We start from the raw sequence: 18,330 nt of genomic DNA on the forward strand, positions 1-18,330 counted from the left end.
TTGAAGTTTAATTAAAATTTTAAAGCATCGAAACATGACTTGGTACAACATGAAATTAATCGCCCGCAGGATTATTGATGACAAAGTTTTTTCGTCCTTCAACGTAATTGGTTTGGTTGTTGGAATTGTGTCATTTCTAATTCTGTTCCTTTACGTTGCAAACGAAAAAAGTTTTGATAAACATTTTAACGACCACGAACAAATTTACCGGGTAACTTCTGTTCCCGGGGGTCAGGAAGAAACTCCATGGGCGCGGAGCCTTGGAATGATTTATACAATTGCTACTTCAATTCCTGAAATTGAACTAGCCACACAATTTTCGCATTGCGCGGTGGGAACTATAAAAATGAACAACCAGTCGTTTCAGCAAAACGATATCATGTCAGTCGATGAGGCGTTTATTGAAATGTTTTCGGTAAAAGCAAAACTGGGCGATTTATCAGAAATCTCGAAACCCAACACCGTGTTTGTTTCCGAGGGTTTTGCCAATAAATACTTTAAAAACGAAAACCCGGTTGGAAAAATGATTACCGTGGATGCCTTGCAATATGCACGAAATGTGGGCGATTACGAAATTCGCGGGATTGTACAAAATACGCATCCCAAAACCCATTTTAACTACGAACTGCTGCTTTCGCAAAAAGGCGGTTTGCAGGAAAGATACGAAGCACAGTCCAACCAGAAAACACATTGGGTTTACAACTATATAAAATTAAAAAAGAGCGCTTTGCCTGGCGATCTTGAAAAAAAGTTTTTGAATTTCTTCGATGCAAGCAATCTAAAAAAAACACGTGGTCCAAAAGAATATCAGTTTCATTTGGTTCCAATGGATGAAATTCATTTAAAATCGAATTTTCGGTTTGAGCTAAAAGAGAATTCCAGTAAAATAAACATCGAATTATTTATAATTATTTCGTTTGTTATTTTGCTACTTTCACTGCTCAATTTCGTGAATCTCACTGTGGCCAAACTTATAAAACGGTCGAAAGAACTGTGGTTAAAAAAATCAATTGGCGCAACTCACGGGCAATTAATCAGCCAGGTTTTATCTGAAGTTTTTCTGTTTTGTTTGGTTTCGGTTATTCTTGCATTTGGTGCCATTGAAATTTTAAAACCTTTTATCAACGGTTTTTTTGAAATCGACTTTAACATATATTATTCCGAGCCAGTTGTTTACCTGAGTGTAATTTTAGTGTTGGTATTTTGTCTTGGACTGACTGCTGTTTTTGCCGGATTTTTTCTTTTTGAAAAAACGTCCACCATTGATATTCTTTCCGAAAGAATAAAATATTCAGGAAATCCTGTTTTAAAATTGCTGCTGGTTTTGCAAATCACCATTGTAATTATTATCCTTTCAAATGCCTTTTTGGTGAATAAACAAATCAATTTCATATTTAACCAGTCACTGGGCTTTGACAAGGAAAATTTGGTGGTTTTACAGCTGAAAGATTTTTCGAAAGACCCGGCCATTTTTGCCAGTGAACTGGAAACCCAAAGCCATATAAATTCGGTAGGATTTGCCGCCCAACATTTTGGGTATCCGGCACAAGGCTTTTCACTTGAAGGTTTAGGTCTTGAAGGAACAGCCGAATTTGTATTTGCCAATTACAATTACCTGAAAACCATGAATATTGAGCTTGTTGAGAATTGGCTCAATCTAGCTGCTGATACCATTGACGGAATGGTAATCAATAATCATTTGTACAAAAGGCTGATGGAACGCCATGGCAGTATGGAAGCGTTAAAAATATTTCAGGAAAGTCAACCGCTGGCGCCCGATCAAACCAGGATTAATATTATCGGGGTTACGAATGACTTTAATTACAGCTCGGCACATGAACCTATTGGCGAATTTGCTTTTTGGCTGGGGGAATCGCGCAACAGGGCCAGGTTTATTCATGTCCGGCTAAATCCGGGGAATCTGCATTCAAGCTTAAAAAGAATAAACGAAACCTGGAGCGAATTTTATCCCGGACAGGAATTTAATTTCTTTTTTATGGATGAGAAAATCGCGAAGCAATACAAAGCCGAAACAGTTTTGAGCCGGATTCTATTCACATTCTCCGGCATTGGACTATTAATAAGTGTAATCGGAATAAGTGCACTTTCCCTTTTTATTTCGCAACAACGTACCAAAGAAATCGGCATCCGCAAAGTTAATGGCGCCAAAGTCCATGAGATCTTGGCAATGCTCAATAAAGACTTTGTAAAGTGGGTAGCTATTGCTTTTGTTATCGCTACTCCCATTGCGTACTATGCCATGAATAAATGGCTCGAAAACTTTGCCTACAAAACCACTTTGAGTTGGTGGATTTTTGCGCTGGCCGGGTTACTGGCATTGGGAATTGCGTTGCTAACTGTGAGTTGGCAAAGCTGGCGGGCGGCTACGCGGAATCCGGTGGAGGCGTTGCGGTATGAGTGAAAAATCTGCTTTTTCGGCCTCTGATTTCCTGACAGGAGAATCTGAAAAAGCGGCTAATGACAATAAAATGAACAAAAGTATTTTGAAATACAGGTCCGAAAGTCCCCTTTCAAGGGATTTAGGCGTGAAAGATAAGTTGGCAAATGGAGGCATCGACTGGCAACCCCGGGGAAAATTTATCATGAATATTTAACCATATTAATAATGATACTTCGTTTTGTAATCAGAAATCTAAAAAAACATCCTTTCCTGAATTTTATAAAAGTTTTGGGACTGGGACTGGGACTGACCGGGATCGTATTCATTTCGCTCTTTTTGAAAAATGAACTGACTTACGATACATGGCATAAAAAAGCGGATCGGATTTACCGGTTTTCCATTACGAATCCTTCTTTTTTGAACGACGGCCATTTTGCCCGTTTTTACGATTCGGGGCAGATTCCGCAAATGGCGGAGTATTTTTCTGAAATTGAGAATTATACCCGACTGGCACCCGTGCGCGAAGGTGTAATGTTGTATAATGAAAGGTACTACGATGTGAATCAGGCTTTTGTGTGCGACAGTACTTTCTTTGATGTTTTTGATGCGGAACTAGAGGTTGGCAACCGGGAAACAATTCTCGATGATCCTGCTATTATGGTCGTATCAGAGTCGTTTGCAGAAAAAGTATTTGGCAATTCTAATCCAGTTGGCCAAATAATGTCGCTTCCACCCGGTCAGTTTTACGGCGAGAAATCGGATTTCACCATTAAAGGCGTGATGAAAGATTTTCCGCAAATTAGTCATTTTCATCCCGATTTTATTGTCACTCCGGTTCAGCAGGAGATTCAGGGTTGGGCGTGGAGTTACCTGCTTTTGTCTGAAAATGCCCAACCTGAAAATATTGCCAAACAATATCCCCGGTTTTTGGCAGACAACTCGGAGCAAACCATCGAAGAAATTCAGACAAAAGCCTGGTTGCAAAAGCTCACTGATATCCATTTACACTCTGATAAGCTGCGCGAAATTGAACCCAACGGAAGCCTCACGAATATTTATGTGCTGTCAATTGCAGCACTCATTTTATTGCTGATTTCAATGAGTAACTATGCGAGTCTGAACCTCGGAATGGCAGGTTTCAGCGGCAAATTTATGGCAGTTAACAGGGTTTTGGGATCTTCAAAAAATACGAACCTGCAGTATTTTCTCACTGAAAGTCTGATTGTGGTTGTACTTTCCATTTTTTTATTTGCAATTATTTCTATACCGGTACAATCCATCATAAAAAGTAGTTTTAATATGAATCTGCTGAGAGGCAATTTATTACTTGTAGTAGTAGCTGTCTCAGTTTTTAGTTTACTGGGAATCTTCTCAGGTATTCAACCCGTTATCAGGCAGAAGCTTAACGGATTAAATGCGGGTGCTGGAAAATACGAAGCGCTGAAATTGAATAGTGTTTCGGTAAACAAAGGCATCATTATATTTCAGTATACGTTTACCATTGTTCTAATTGCCGCAGTACTCGTCATATCTCGCCAAACTAACTATGCGTTAAACAATTCAATGGGAGTCAGGGAAGACAATGTTATTTGTTTTGAATTGGTACATGCCAACATTCAGCAAAAGTTTGATGTTTTCAAATCGGAGCTGCTCAAATATCCGACTGTCCAATCGGTATCGGCCATGCTGGAACCTCCCGGAGGTGAGGCAAACGATATGTTCCCGTTCCAACTTGAAGGATATCAGCAGGGAGAATTATCGGAAGAACGGTTGGGGGTATTCCCTTGCGACTATTCATTTGCTGAATTGTTTAACCTGCAATTTTTAAGCGGGATCAATTTCTCGGAAAAGAACGAGGATAACGAAGGATCAGGTGAATACATCATCAACGAGGCAGCTTTGCATCAACTGAATTATACCGATCCGGATTCAATTGTAGGCAAGCAGTTTCAACTCATTTCGCCGGTTCAGGGAATTGAGCTTCCGAAAGGGAAGGTGATTGGAGTGGTAAAAGATTTTCACCTTTCGAGTATTAAAAAGAAGGTGCGGCCACTGGTCCTGTTCAAACGGAAAAACCTGTGGATGATAAATTTTGTAGTTGCCTATAAAGAGGGGATGCGACATGAAGCAATTGACGACATTCAAACCGTATGGAATGAACTGTTCCCGGCATATCCATTTCGTCACGAACATGTTAGTACCATGTACCGGCAGTTGTATAAAACTGAAATATTACAGGCCCGGTTATTGACGATTTTTACCCTGTTTTCAGTGTTTATTTGTTCAATGGGATTGCTCGGTCTTTCGCTTTTAATCAGTCAACAGCGGACAAAAGAAATTGGTATCCGGAAGGTGAACGGTGCCCGGATAACCGAAATTTTAGCAATGCTAAACAGGGATTTTATGAAGTGGGTAATTGTATCATTTGCTATGGCAACCCCGGTGGCCTGGTATGCGATGCACCGCTGGCTTGAAAACTTTGCCTACAAAACCACTTTAAGCTGGTGGATTTTTGCGCTGGCCGGATTGCTGGCATTGGGAATTGCGTTGCTAACTGTGAGTTGGCAAAGTTGGAGAGCAGCAACGCGGAACCCGGTGGAGGCGCTGCGATATGAATAAACAATCTGCTTTTTCACTCTCTGACTCTCTGGAGGGAGAACCCAAAAAAGCTACGAATGATAATAAAATGAACAAAAGTATTTTGAAATACAGACCCAAAAGTCCCCTTTCAGTGGATTTAGGGGTAAAGATGCCGGCAGGAATCCAGGGGAAGCTATCCGGTATAATAAATTGCCAATCCTGTATGTTTTAAGAACCAGCCTAAAGTTCAGCCTATTCACCAACAAAAGTGGAAGGCAAGCTCAATAATTGATACTGGATTGTTTTAGCCAACCGGTAATTCCCCAATGAATTCGGGTGCAGACGATCGGTCTTTTCATTCATAAAATATTTGACATTTGAGTCTTCAATAGGATAAAGGCCACTGATAGAATAGAGATCGATAAGCGGAGTAGCCCAAACGGATGCGGCTTTTTTCAGCGTATTCACGTAATCTTCAATATAGAGTCCTAAATCATTTGAAAAACTCTCTTCAGGTTGAACATTCTTTTCACTAAAGGCTGCAAATCCCCTGTGGATTGGTGTCATTATAATAATTTGCTGGTCGGGATAATTCGCTTTTAGAAAAGCCATTACCTTATTAATTCGTCCGCAAAACGTAGAGTCGTTGTTTTCGTGTATCCGGTATTTTCGGATCACATTCGTTCCGTTAAAATTGGTTTCTTTCGCTGTTTCGCGATAAAAATTTCCCATTGGGATGTTATGGTTATAATCGTTGGTTCCGGCAAAAATCAATATCGCATCAACTTGGGTACCATACTCTTCTTTTAGTTTCAAAGCCTGACCATAAATGTCTGACCATTGATGTCCGCTAATTCCATAAACATAAGGTTCAATTCCCAGCATTTCTGTCAGGTATTCCCAGTAAACAGTCCGTGGAATGTTATCTCTTTGCCATTTCTGAGTCATCGAATCTCCCAAGAAAGCTACCTTTTTGCCTTTCCATTGCGAATTTTGGAGAGTTATTTGCTGCGCGTAACCCGAAAATATAATTACTGCAATAAAAAGAAATGAGACGGTTATTTTTTTCATATCGAAGAGCTCTGATTAATAAGGTTCTGATTTTTTCGACGCTAATTTAAGTCAAATTATCAGATCTACATAAGTTATGATAGCAGAAACCATCTCATTTTTTATAGTATCATACTTCTTTGAAGAAATTAATTGTGGTAAAAAATTAGACACCTTTTGTCAAAAAAATTTACACTTTAATAAATCGTATCTTTGCTAAACATTTGTCATTCAGGCTGAATGATAAAAGGCACAAGAGTTGATTGTACTATATTTGTTTGATAGTAAATAATGCTGGTGGCTCATGGCTATCCGCTAATAACTTTAGAATGTACGACCTAAAAATTATCATAAGACGCCTGTTTAAAGACAAGGCCTTTTTGTTCATTAATATTTTGGGTTGGTGATCGGAGTTTCATCATTCCTGATTCTGTTCGTTCACGTTTCAAACGAAAAGAGCTTTGATAAACATTTCGCGGGGTATGAAAGTGTTTATCGGGTAGATTCGACGTTTAATGGAAGAGGGGGGGGCACCTTGGTCACGAAGCATTGGGATAATCCAAACTGCATCAAAGTTGGAAAGCAGCTACAAGAAATCCGTTAGAGGCATTGAGATATGAATAGTGAGAAGTGCGAAGATCCCGATTTTTTGGGATAGAAACGTCCAGATATGAGTGCACCCGAATACTCGGAGCTGACTTTGGATGGACATATTAAGGAATGACTAACTAAAAATCTCTATACAATGTTTAAATATTCAGTAAAACTTATACTTCGGCAAATTGCAAAAGGGGACCGGCAATTGCTACTAAATCTTTTAGGACTAAGCGTGGCTTTCGCCGCTGTTCTTTTTTTAAGCACGTTTTTCATAACGGAGCTCAATAAAGGCAAATCGTTAGAAGATTATGAAAACATTTATCGAATCACTGCAAAAGAAGGAGATTACTGGTCATCGAGAAGTTTAAAGGAATTTGAAAATAAATTTCCTGAAGTAAGGAGTATAACTAAACTCCATAACAATTGGTCGGATAAAAGTTATTATGAAGTTGACAAACGCAGCGTAAAAGCGGGAAAGATTATTATCGCTGACGAACATTTTTTTGAGGTGTTTCAGTACCGGGTTTTGGTTGGTGATCTCAAACAAGCACTGATGTTAAAAGAAAATATTGTCTTGACTAAAAAGGAGGCATTGAAAATATTTGGGAACATTGATGTAGTTGGAAGAAAACTGCAATTTATGACAACCAGTTTTGGGAAAATGGATTTGACTGTTGCTGCTGTAATCGAAGATCAGTCTCTTGAGGCGATGCTAAATTTTGATGCCATTGTTCCTGTTCTTGTCATCGAGAGTAATGTTGCCTGGTACAAATCAGATCATTGGGGGCAATCCAACTTTGAAGCTTTTGCTTTACTCCATCCAAACAGTTCAACGGCGCATTTGGAAGAAGAGTTAAACGCCACATTTAAGGCTTCTGCACCCGACTGGGCAATAAAAGATAAAGGAGATATTTATCTAAAAGCATACAGCAACTTATATTTTTCAGGCTCAGCAAATAGTGTGTTGTCACACAGCAACCTAAAAAGAGTAAAAACTCTGGGAGCCGTTATGGTTGTTATTTTTTTACTGGCTCTTATTAATTTTATCAACCTAAATACCGCTCAAAAAATAAAACAAGCTCGAAACATTGGGATTCATAAAGCAATGGGAGCGAGTATCTGGAATTCCTTTAACCGGATTATTGCAGAAATCTTTCCAGTTCTGCTTATCGCCTTCCTTATAGCGATGGCAATGGTGCTAACTGCACTTCCATTATTGAATGAATTGTTTAGCTCGAAATTTAGTATATCCAATTTTTTAAGCGAAAAAAGTGTGCTGACTGGTTTAAGTATGGTTTTATTAACCCTGGTTATTTCAACACTATTTATCGCAGTTTATTTTCATCGCTACAACTTGCTTTTGGTTTTAAAAAATAACTCCATAAGTAAAAAAGAAAATCTGCGAAACGTACTTCTCGTGGTGCAATTCTCTCTGTCAATTGGACTAATTATTTCCGCACTGTTCATTTACAAACAAAATAATTTCCTGCAACACCATTCCGTAGGTTTTAAAAATGACAACATTGTTTATCTGCCTCTAACTGATGAAATGAGCCTGCAAAAGGAAGCATTAAAACAGGCATTATTGGACATCGCAGAAGTTAGTGCCACAACAATGGCTTCTCACCCGTTGGGCAAAGCAGATATGGGCTGGGGTATGTCATTAAATAACAACGGTGAAGAGAAACGAATTGCATATGAAGCGATGCTTGTTGACAAGGACTTTTTCGATTTTTTTGGAATTAGAATTATTGAAGGAGAAAATTTCAGGCCTTCGTCTATACGTGAAAAAGAGCATATTTTTAATGAAACGGCCATAAAAACGTATGGAATAGAGAACATAAAAAATGCCCGGATAAGTTCTTACGATGGAGCCACTGGTGAGATAATAGGTGTGGTTAAAGATTTTAATTTCGAATCATTACATCATGCTATAAGTCCCATTGGTTTTATTTGCAGAAAACCAGAGAATCTGGATATCATCTACCTGAACCTTCAGGCTAATAACGGGAAACAAATACAAAAAACACTTGCCGAAATTGAAACGGTTTGGAAAAAATTTGCAAACGACTGGCCTTTTGAATACTATTTTCTCGACCAAACACTTGACAGTCTTTACAAGGAAGATTTAATGTTTAGTAAAATATTTTTACTGGCAACTATTCTTTCTGTTTTTATCGGATGCTTGGGATTGTTAAGCACCGCAATTTTTGTTGCCGAGTTGCGAATTAAAGAAGTAGGGATACGCAAAGTAAACGGGGCAAAAATATCTGAAGTTTTAATCATGCTCAATAAAGATTTTGTGAAATGGGTCGTAATTGCCTTTGCTATTGCAACCCCGGTGGCCTGGTATGCGATGCACCGCTGGCTTGAAAACTTTGCCTACAAAACCAGCCTGAGCTGGTGGATTTTTGCGTTGGCCGGATTGCTGGCCCTGGGAATTGCGTTGCTTACTGTGAGTTGGCAAAGCTGGCGGGCGGCTACGAGGAATCCGGTTGAAGCGTTGCGGTATGAATAAAAATCCGCTTTTTCACCCTCTGACTCCCTGAAGGGAGAACCTGAAAAAGCTACGAATGATAATAAAATGAACGAAAGCATTTTGAAATACAGGCCCGAAAGTCCCCTTTCAGGGGATTTAGGGGTGAATTGTGAGCTGGCAAAGCTGAGAAATAACTACACGGAACCCGGTTGTGTTGTTGAGGTAAATAGTTATTTCATTCCAGACCTCTTCAGGGGTCTTAAAGAAAGAACAGAATGAGTATTGGTGATAATGTTTCGATGTTTTATAATGCCAAACCTTATATTTTTGAAAGAGCAAAAATGCTGAGAAAAAATATGACAGTGGCAGAAAAAATATTGTGGGAACAGCTGAGAGGGAAGAAATTGTTCGGATTACGGTTTCGTCCGCAACACCCGATTGACATTTTTATAGCTGACTTTTATTGTCACCCGTTAAGATTGGTTATTGAAGTTGACGGAGGCATCCATAAAAGTAAGGAACAAAAAGATTATGATATTGGGCGCGAAGGAGAATTAAAAAGCTGGGAAATTAAAGTAATTAGATTTACTAATGAGGAAATTGAAAATAATATTACACAAGTTATAAAAGAGATAGAAGAAGTATGCAAAGAACGTCAATCGGAGCTTTCTTCAAATCCCCTTCAGGGGGTTTAGGGGTAAAGATGCCGGCAGAAGATAGCGAGCCGCAACAAAAAATCCAGTGGAAGCACTCAGGTATGAATAAAAAATCCGCTTTTTCACCCTTTGGCTTCCTGAAGGGAGGAGCCGAGAAAGTAATATTAGCAGAGTGATAAAAGAAATATTTCGCATGAATAAAAACTAAAACCAAGGACCACCATGTTTAAAAACTATCTTGCTTCCGCACTCCGATTTTTACAGCGAAACAAACTATTTGCCGGAATCAATATTATGGGGCTTTCGTTTGCCCTGGCTGCATCGTTTATAATTCTGCTGTTTGTTATTAACGAACTAAGTTACAACACCTGTTTTAAGGACCGTAAACAGGTTTATCGGGTGTTAAATTATAATGATGAGGTAAAGGTAACTGACGAAGGCACGCCCTATATCCTTGCTGAGAATTTGAAAGACGAATTTCCGCAGGTTAAATATGCGACGTCAACCAAATTGATGAGGGGATTTAGTATAAAGTTAAATGAAGAGTTTATTCCCATAGACAAAGTTATTGGTACTGATTCTGAGATTTTTAATGTGTTTGATATAGTTGTGGTAGGGCAACAGGGATATATTCTTGATGAACCCAATTCGATTGTTCTTTCACAGGAACAGGCACAAAAGTTTTTCCCGGATAAAGACCCGGTTGGAAAGGATTTGGTTGTTCAGGTAAATGATAAAGAAGAAGTTTTTGTAGTAAAAGGAGTTTTTAAGAACATCCCTGTTAACTCTACTTTTCAGGCCGATTGTTTTATCCATTCAAAGTGGCCTCTTGAATGGATTAACGGGAGAATAAAAGATAGGAATGCCGAAACAAACTGGCGTTCCTTTTATTGGCAAACCTGGTTGTTCCTCGACAAAAATCCTGATATCGCATTGCTCAATGAGCAGTTCAGGGCACTGGAAAAAAAGGTTTATGGTGAAGAAGAGAAATATGATTTTTTTCTTCAGAATTTATCTGATGTGTACCTCGGCTCGCGGGAAGTTAACAGCGGATTACCAAAGGGAAACCGAAAAAATATTCGGATTTTTTCGGCTATTGCAGTACTCATAATAATTATTGCATCGCTAAACTATATCATTCTTTCAACAGCCGTATCAACAGGCAGGTCAAAAGAGATTGGGATCCGGAAGACAAATGGTGCAAATAGGCAATCCATTCGAAAACAAATGCTGACTGAGTCAGTAATTCTGTCTGTTTTGGTTTTACCCGTTGCTCTGTTTTTAGCCTGGCTTGGAAAACCTTATGCCGAAGATCTGTTTCAAACCAAACTGCTCATTTTTAAATCAAATATTGCTATTTACGTAACTGTTTATGTGGTGCTTACAATGTTTATTGGGGTAGTGTCAGGGCTTTACACTTCTTCATTTTTATCGAAGTTAAATGTTATCTGTATTTTAAACAATTCAGTACGGACCGGAAAACGTAAATCGCGAATTCGTTTTGCTCTGATTGTAGTTCAACTTATCATTTTTTGCTCTTTTGTATCGAGTACTTTAATTATTCGTTCGCAGTATAAATTTGCCCTCAGCAAAAATCCGGGGTATAACAATGAGAATGTTTTGTTTGTTGATATGGGGAAGAATTCCCCGGACTCAAAAGTATTTATAAACAACATTAAAGCTTATCCGAATATCATTTCCGCCGGAGGGGCCATCGATGCTTTGCCAATGACCGGTTTTTGGCCTTATCCTATGGAATTTCCTGGTGACAAAACGAAAAAGGTACCTATTGAGCTTTTGGCAGTTGACTATGATTTTGTTGAAACCATGGGCATACAAATACTTGAAGGGCGGAGTTTTTCTCGTGAGTTTGGCAGTGATGAAGAAAATTCATATTTGCTAAACGAAAAAGCGGTAGAACTACTCGGATTAACCAACCCGATTGGGAAAAAAATAGATGTAGTGGAAGGAACAGTAATCGGCGTGGTAAAAGATTTTAACTTACACTCTTTTCACAGGGATATCCCTCCTTTGCTAATAGTCGCATCTGATGGATTTGTTATGCAGGTAGCTGTTCATTACAAACCTGGGACACTTGTAAATATTCTGCCTCTAATTAAGGCAGAATGGGAAAAAATCGCCCCTGACCAACCGTTCAAGTATAAAACCATTGATGAATTTAAGAAAGAAATTTATTCCGAAGAGAGAAATCTTAGTGTTATAATCTCCATTTCGTCATTGTTTTCTCTGTTGGTTGCATCATTTGGTTTATTCGGATTAACCCTGTTTATGGTCAAAACCCAAACCAAAGAAATTGGAGTAAAAAAAGTGCTGGGAAGTACAGAAAGAGGGATTGTATTGTTTTTTCTGCGTAAAAACTTTGTTATGGTAATTATTGCAAGTATTCTTTCCGTTCCGCCCACAATTTTTATTATGAATCGTTGGCTCAGTAACTTTTCTTTTAAAACCAATATTGAATGGTGGATTTTTGCATTCGCATTTATCGTTGCAGCATTTGTAGTTTTACCTACTGTCGTATACCATTCATACCGGGCTTCCCGGATTAATCCGGTTGAGGCATTGAAATATGAATAAAAGTATAGGGCCGGGAGGAATGAGTGGGCGAAACCGCCATCTCTATGCCCTTGGCACTTAGTAAATAATTAGAGAATAATAAATAAAAACTTTGAATAATGATCAAACTAAAAAACATTGACAAGTACTACGATGCAAAATTTCAGCGGACATTTATTTTAAAAGGGGTTGATCTTGACGTAAAACAAGGCGAGTTTGTAACAATTATGGGACCCAGCGGTGCCGGGAAATCCACATTGCTCAACATCATTGGGTTACTGGATGAACCCAATGCAGGAGATTATTATTTCCTGGATGAACCGGCTCATAAAATCAAAGAAAAACAGAAAGTGCAGTACCACCGCAGTCACATCGGGTTTATTTTTCAGGCTTTTCATCTTATTGACGAGTTGAATGTGTATGAAAATATAGAGACACCTTTGGTGTACCGGGGAGTTAAGGGGAAAGAGCGTAAAGCCATGGTAGCTGATTTACTCGACCGTTTTAATATGGTGGCCAAAAAAGATTTGTTTCCCAATCAGCTTTCCGGTGGGCAGCAACAACTGGTGGGCATTGCCCGTGCCATCATTGGTAACCCAAAATTACTGCTTGCCGACGAACCTACCGGAAACCTGCACTCTGAACAAGGTGAGATGATAATGAGGTTGCTGAAAAAGCTGAATGAAGAAGGAATGACTATTATTCAGGTAACACATAACGAAGATTTTGCACAGTACGGAACCCGGATTGTGAAGTTGGTTGATGGGTTAATTGAAGAAGATTTACCTGTTCAATAAAGAAAGAAGTAAATTATAAATGGGGCAATCCCATGCACTGTATCAGCAGGGTAGGGTAAAGTAAAGTCCGGTAATTAATTTGAGTTATATTTTATTCTCATCCTGAGGTTTTGTTGTCGCTTGATGCTCCACCCGAAATACAGCCAATGGTTTTATGTATTAATGAATTAAAATCAAGTAATCCTTTCTTTTGAGGTCATAGGAGGGGCGATCTAAAAATTTTTTTTTAAAAAATTCTAAATCGGATATGTGTATTTTGTTTCCCTGTCGTCCTTAATGTAAAACGCGAAATAACAAATGGAACAGGCATGGAGAAATTTAGCATACAGGCATATTATCATAATGCAAGTTTCATTGCGATAAGTACTTTTTTAAGGGACGATTATAATGGAACATCATGAAATAGAAAAGTTGTTGCCGGCCTTTTTCGAAGGCACATTAGACCTGGAGGAAAGAGAAAGGGTAGAACAGTGGAAGGCAGTTTCTGAGGAGAATCGGCAGGTGTTTGCCGATTCCCTCACTGCCTGGGAAGGGATAGAACAACTGCGACTCATGCGAAAATACGATCCTGGGAAAGCCATCGGACAGGTAAACTCCCGAATAGAATCCCGAAGCAAATTACGGATACTGGTGGTATTTCAGAAAGTGGCGGCCATATTGTTGCTCCCTTTATTGGTGGCAACCCTTTATTTTGCTACTCAAAAAACTTCACAGAAAGAACTTCCATTGACCTGGCATACGTTGGAAACGCCTGCCGGTATGCGTTCGGAGTTTATTTTACCCGACAGTACCAGGGTATATCTTAACTCGAAAACCAGGCTTCGTTATCCACTTGTTTTCAGCAACAATATCCGTGAAGTGGAGTTGACCGGAGAAGCTTACTTTGAAGTTGCAGAGAATAAGAAAGTGCCGTTTATAGTCAATACAGGGAGAGTCAACATTGAAGTGACCGGCACTGAATTTCTTGCTACCAATTATCTCCATGAGAATGTAACAGAAATTGTATTGGTTGAAGGGAATATCAATCTGTTTCAGGGTAATTACTCTGCGGGGAGAAGGGATATTGTTCAGTTGAAACCCGGACAAAAAGCACTATTGAAAGAGGGGGATAAAAGAATGGTTACCTCCCATGTGGATGTGGAAAAATACCTGGCATGGAAAGATGGTATTCTGATGTTCCGCGACGATTCCATGCCCGAGGTGGTCCGCAGGCTAAACCGCTGGTTTAATGTAGATATACAACTTACCGGATCTGCTTTGAAGAACTATGTCTACACGGCTACATTCGAAGATGAATCACTGATACAGGTTTTGGATCTGTTAAAAATATCGGCACCCATCGACTATACTATCAAACAAAGAGAAATTAAAACGGATAAAACTTTTAGCAAAATGGAAATAGAAATCAAACAGAAATAATATGAACTAAAAAAAGAGGATGCTCTGAACCAGCATCCCCCGTGTACTTTTTACCTATCCATTTCCTTGCCAGAAAGGGATAGCATTAATAACCAATTTATTAATTTAAAAGCATGTAAATTTATGAAAATTTTATGTAGTAACTGGCCCGTGCTGAAAAAACTGTGGGCCGCAAAAATGTTTCGTAGTATGAGGTTAACATTGTATGCCGTATTACTCGCAGTTGTCCAGAGCTATGCCCTCAGTGGTTATGCGCAGGCAACCAGGCTGAACCTGAATATGGAAAACACAACCATAAAACAGGTACTACTGGAAATTGAAAACATGTCGAAATTCCGCTTCCTTTATAACAGTAAGATGGTTGATGTGGAGCGGGATGTCAGTGTGGATTTCAGAAATATCACAATCGATAAAGCGCTGGACAAACTTTTTGATGGCGTAAATGTAGAATACCGGATTGTCGACCGACAGGTGGTTCTTTTTTCCACAGATGCCCCCATTTATGATTCCGGCTTTGTACAACAGCAGCAGCGCGTTGTTTCCGGAACTGTAACCGATGAGTCTGGGCAGCCACTTCCCGGTGTAACTGTTGTTGTAAAGGGAACACCGCAAGGAACGGTTACCAATGGGGATGGAGAATATTCAATAACAAATGTTCCGAGGGATGCTATCCTGGTTTTTTCATTTGTAGGGATGAGGACACAGGAAATTGAAGTTGCAAACAGGAGCACTGTTAATGTAACAATGATTGAGGATGTAATAGGCTTGGAAGATGTTGTTGTGACGGCCCTGGGTATAACAAGAGAAAAAAAATCTCTTGGATATTCTGTAGGAGAGGTTAGTGGAAACGAACTGAATGAAACTCCTCAGGGGAATTTGTTAAATGCCGTTGCCGGAAAAGCAGCCGGTGTTCAGGTATCGCAAATGTACGGTCTCGCAGGTTCCTCTGTAAATATGATTATAAGGGGGGCCAGTTCTTTAAACACCAAAAACCAGCCTCTTTTTGTTATTGACGGTGTGCCGGTTACTAACGGGATTAATAATAACTATAAAGATGTAGACATGGGTAATGCCATTTCTGACCTAAACACGGAGGATATTGAATCCATGTCAATACTGAAAGGCCCCAGTGCCGCAGCGCTATATGGTTCCAGGGCAGGAAACGGGGTCGTACTTATTACAACAAAATCTGGCAGAGGTGCAAAAAAAGGTATTGGAGTTTCTTTTAACTCATCGTATATTCTTGATAATCCGTATCACTTTGTTCCCTTTCAATCAACATTTGCTTCCGGTAAAGCAGGAGCTCATAATTTAGGAGAACAGGAAAATGAATCATGGGGTGCCATTCTTGATGGAACCTTCCCTGATTCTTATCAATGGGACAAATCACTGTTAAATAACAACGGTACATCTCTACAACCTTTGGTTGCCTATCCAAACAGGCAGCAGGATTTTTATCAGAACGGGTTTAGTCAATCAAACAATGTTGCATTCGAGGGGAATTATGATAAAGCAAACTTCCGTGTTTCTATCGGTAACCTGATTAACGAAGGGATATTGCCCAATACAGATTATTCCAGAAAAACAATCGGGGTTAACGGGAGTTATAATCTTGCTGATAATTTGAAAGTCAGTGCTGCTATTAATATTTCTGAAGCAGGTTCAGATAACAGGCAAAATATCAGTACCGGCCGCAGGGACCCTTCCAGATCGGCTCTTGAGATGGGAGTACAGGTTAACATTCTTGATTTGAAGGATTACTGGCTTGAAGGTCAGGAAAACATTCAGCAGAGAAAGAGTAAACCGAAACAAAACAACCCGTACTTCAATGTTTACGAAAACCTGACAGGTTTTAAACGGAATCAGACCATGGCAAAACTCCAACTTGACTGGGAAATTTTTAAAGATCTCAATTTTATGGTCCGGTATCTCACAAATGTGTATAACCAAAGAAATGAGGCAAAAGTCGCCTGGAGTGACTATGATAATAACAGAGGCGCCTATTCTATTCAAAGAACTTTTGCGAAGGAGGAGAACTGGGAGGCCATGTTTACATACGATAAAAATATTGTTGAAGGATTGAATCTGACTGCAAATTTGGGGGGAAATCTTCGCTACGATTACAACGATGCCATCTCAAACGAAGCATCCCAATTGGTATTACCAGGATTGTTTACCATTTCGAACGGGGTTCCGGGTACAGTTTCCTATAGCAGTTACTGGGGCGAAAAAGCTGTTAACAGTGTCTTTGGTGCTGTTTCTGTTGGATATCAGAATATGATTTATCTGGACCTGACAGCAAGAAATGATTGGTCCAGCACTTTGCCAAAAGATAACAGGTCTTATTTTTATCCTTCTGCATCTTTAAGCCTTCTGGCCAATGAGATATTGCAACTTCCTTCATGGATTAACCTGGCAAAAATAAGGTCAGGATATGCGCAGGTTGGTAATGATGTTGGAGCTTACGCTTTAGCTCAGTATTATGCGACTACCAGCGATTGGGGGGATGCTAAACGAATGTTTATGCCCGGAACCCTGAGGAATCCGGAGTTGAAGCCTGAGATAGCAACCTCAAAGGAAATTGGTTTGGACCTTTCATTGTTTGATGGCAGAGTTTATCTGGATGCAACCTATTATATGGTGGATAATAAAAACCAGGTACTTAGTATTTCAATCCCTAATGAATCGGGAGCAACTGCAAAACAAATCAATGCAGGGCTTGTCCGGGGCAGGGGATGGGATATATCTTTAAATACAGATTTAATACGGAAACGTGATTTTTCTGCCAGTCTGGGCCTAACGTTAACCCGAAACAGGACTAAAATTGTTGAACTGGCCGAAGGTATATCATACTATCAATTTGGCTCAGTAGGTCAGGTAAGGCTTAGAAGTTATGTTGGCGATGACATCGGGGATATATATGCATACCCCTACCTGAAAGTTGAAGATGAAAGCTCTCAGTATTATGGTTATCCGATTATTGCAGCCAATGGCAGGACACAATTAGATAACAGGGAGGAGAGCATAGAAAAAGTTGGCAACTTCAATCATAACTTTTTAGTCGGTATTCAACCTGTAATCAAATATAAAAATTTCAGTGTTTTTGCAAATTTTGATTGGAGATCAGGTGGTGAATTCTATTCCAGATCTATGGAATTTTTCAAAAATAATGGTTGGTTGGAGGAGACATTCTCCGGCGTAAATTACGATATGGATAAGGACATTGTACAACAAATTAAGGATAATCCGGATGCATATTTTAACCTGTGGGTAGGAGGCCGGACGGGTGATTATGGCGGATTTCCCTGGCCCGATGGAGCTACACAGAATTCAAGATCATATATCGATAAAATTTCAGGGGAAACAGTATATATTAACGATGCCAGTTTTATCCCTGGTGTTCGTGAAGATGGTGCAGGGGGATACATCGAAAACCTGGGAGGCCAGGGAACAGTTTGGTTGACACCCTTTGATGCAAATAAATATTCCACAAGATATTATGGGGGAAATAATATTTATAGCGCCACTTATGTAAAACTAAGGGAGTTGTCAGTAACATACAAATTTCCTCAGCAGTTAGTAAGAAAAGCAAACCTTAGCAACGTGGCATTATCCTTAATTGCACAAAACGTGTTTACCTGGACAAAGGCCAAAATACCAGTTGATCCGGAGCTTGCTTTTAAATCAAGTGGGAGCTCTTGGATTCAGGGCGCTGAATATTATAATGTTACGCCTTGGTCCCGATCTTTTGGTGTTAAACTTAATGTTGAATTCTAA

At 39.4% G+C, this 18,330-nt stretch carries 10 protein-coding genes; 9 read left to right on the forward strand and 1 reads right to left on the reverse strand.

Translation table 11 applies throughout. The features are described 5' to 3' along the window. The first annotated feature begins 34 nt into the window (after positions 1–34). From D1164_RS05560 to D1164_RS05570, 3 genes are read left to right on the forward strand one after another with little or no spacing between them, the layout of a single operon-like run. Complete coding sequence (locus tag D1164_RS05560) at positions 35–2,422, forward strand: ABC transporter permease (protein WP_119348959.1); 2,388 nt, start codon at positions 35–37, stop codon at positions 2,420–2,422. Next, positions 2,415–2,615, forward strand: a complete 201-nt coding sequence (locus D1164_RS05565; RefSeq protein WP_119348960.1) for a hypothetical protein — start codon at positions 2,415–2,417, stop codon at positions 2,613–2,615. The genes D1164_RS05560 and D1164_RS05565 overlap by 8 nt, the downstream gene beginning before the upstream one ends. 11 nt (positions 2,616–2,626) lie before the next feature. Beyond that, positions 2,627–5,020: an ABC transporter permease gene (locus D1164_RS05570; protein WP_119348961.1), complete on the forward strand. Its 2,394-nt coding sequence runs from the start codon at positions 2,627–2,629 to the stop codon at positions 5,018–5,020. A gap of 213 nt (positions 5,021–5,233) precedes the next feature. Here the strand turns inward: D1164_RS05570 and D1164_RS05575 are convergent, their stop codons facing one another. Then, the gene (locus D1164_RS05575; protein WP_119348962.1) at positions 5,234–6,052 is read right to left on the reverse strand and encodes an SGNH/GDSL hydrolase family protein; all 819 of its coding nucleotides are present in this window, start codon (positions 6,050–6,052) and stop codon (positions 5,234–5,236) included. 724 nt (positions 6,053–6,776) lie between these two features. Between D1164_RS05575 and D1164_RS05580 the strand changes: the two genes are divergently transcribed. From D1164_RS05580 to D1164_RS05605, 6 genes are all read left to right on the forward strand, one after another. Further along, a complete protein-coding gene (locus D1164_RS05580) occupies positions 6,777–9,146 on the forward strand; it encodes an ABC transporter permease (RefSeq protein WP_119348963.1) in 2,370 nt (789 codons plus the stop codon). A gap of 236 nt (positions 9,147–9,382) precedes the next feature. Next, positions 9,383–9,802 (forward strand): endonuclease domain-containing protein, encoded by a 420-nt coding sequence (locus D1164_RS05585; protein WP_119348964.1) that lies wholly within the window; start codon positions 9,383–9,385, stop codon positions 9,800–9,802. Between the two features lie 183 nt (positions 9,803–9,985). Continuing rightward, on the forward strand, positions 9,986–12,358 hold the full coding sequence (locus tag D1164_RS05590) for an ABC transporter permease (protein ID WP_119348965.1): 2,373 nt from the start codon (positions 9,986–9,988) through the stop codon (positions 12,356–12,358). A gap of 98 nt (positions 12,359–12,456) precedes the next feature. After that, on the forward strand, positions 12,457–13,134 hold the full coding sequence (locus tag D1164_RS05595) for an ABC transporter ATP-binding protein (protein ID WP_119348966.1): 678 nt from the start codon (positions 12,457–12,459) through the stop codon (positions 13,132–13,134). A gap of 387 nt (positions 13,135–13,521) precedes the next feature. After that, a complete protein-coding gene (locus D1164_RS05600; RefSeq protein WP_119348967.1) occupies positions 13,522–14,553 on the forward strand; it encodes a FecR family protein in 1,032 nt (343 codons plus the stop codon). A gap of 123 nt (positions 14,554–14,676) precedes the next feature. Then, entirely contained in the window at positions 14,677–18,330 is a 3,654-nt protein-coding gene (locus tag D1164_RS05605) for a SusC/RagA family TonB-linked outer membrane protein (protein ID WP_147372054.1), read from the forward strand.

Source organism: Mariniphaga sediminis (genome assembly GCF_003573545.1).
GTDB lineage: Bacteria > Bacteroidota > Bacteroidia > Bacteroidales > Prolixibacteraceae > Mariniphaga > Mariniphaga sediminis.

Coding starts and splice junctions, on each gene's coding strand:
- D1164_RS05560 (WP_119348959.1), top strand. CDS start 35: ATGACTTGGTACAACATGAAATTAATCGCCCGCAGGATTATTGATGAC.
- D1164_RS05595 (WP_119348966.1), top strand. CDS start 12,457: ATGATCAAACTAAAAAACATTGACAAGTACTACGATGCAAAATTTCAG.
- D1164_RS05590 (WP_119348965.1), top strand. CDS start 9,986: ATGTTTAAAAACTATCTTGCTTCCGCACTCCGATTTTTACAGCGAAAC.
- D1164_RS05575 (WP_119348962.1), bottom strand. CDS start 6,052: ATGAAAAAAATAACCGTCTCATTTCTTTTTATTGCAGTAATTATATTT.
- D1164_RS05585 (WP_119348964.1), top strand. CDS start 9,383: ATGAGTATTGGTGATAATGTTTCGATGTTTTATAATGCCAAACCTTAT.
- D1164_RS05565 (WP_119348960.1), top strand. CDS start 2,415: ATGAGTGAAAAATCTGCTTTTTCGGCCTCTGATTTCCTGACAGGAGAA.
- D1164_RS05570 (WP_119348961.1), top strand. CDS start 2,627: ATGATACTTCGTTTTGTAATCAGAAATCTAAAAAAACATCCTTTCCTG.
- D1164_RS05600 (WP_119348967.1), top strand. CDS start 13,522: ATGGAACATCATGAAATAGAAAAGTTGTTGCCGGCCTTTTTCGAAGGC.
- D1164_RS05605 (WP_147372054.1), top strand. CDS start 14,677: ATGAAAATTTTATGTAGTAACTGGCCCGTGCTGAAAAAACTGTGGGCC.
- D1164_RS05580 (WP_119348963.1), top strand. CDS start 6,777: ATGTTTAAATATTCAGTAAAACTTATACTTCGGCAAATTGCAAAAGGG.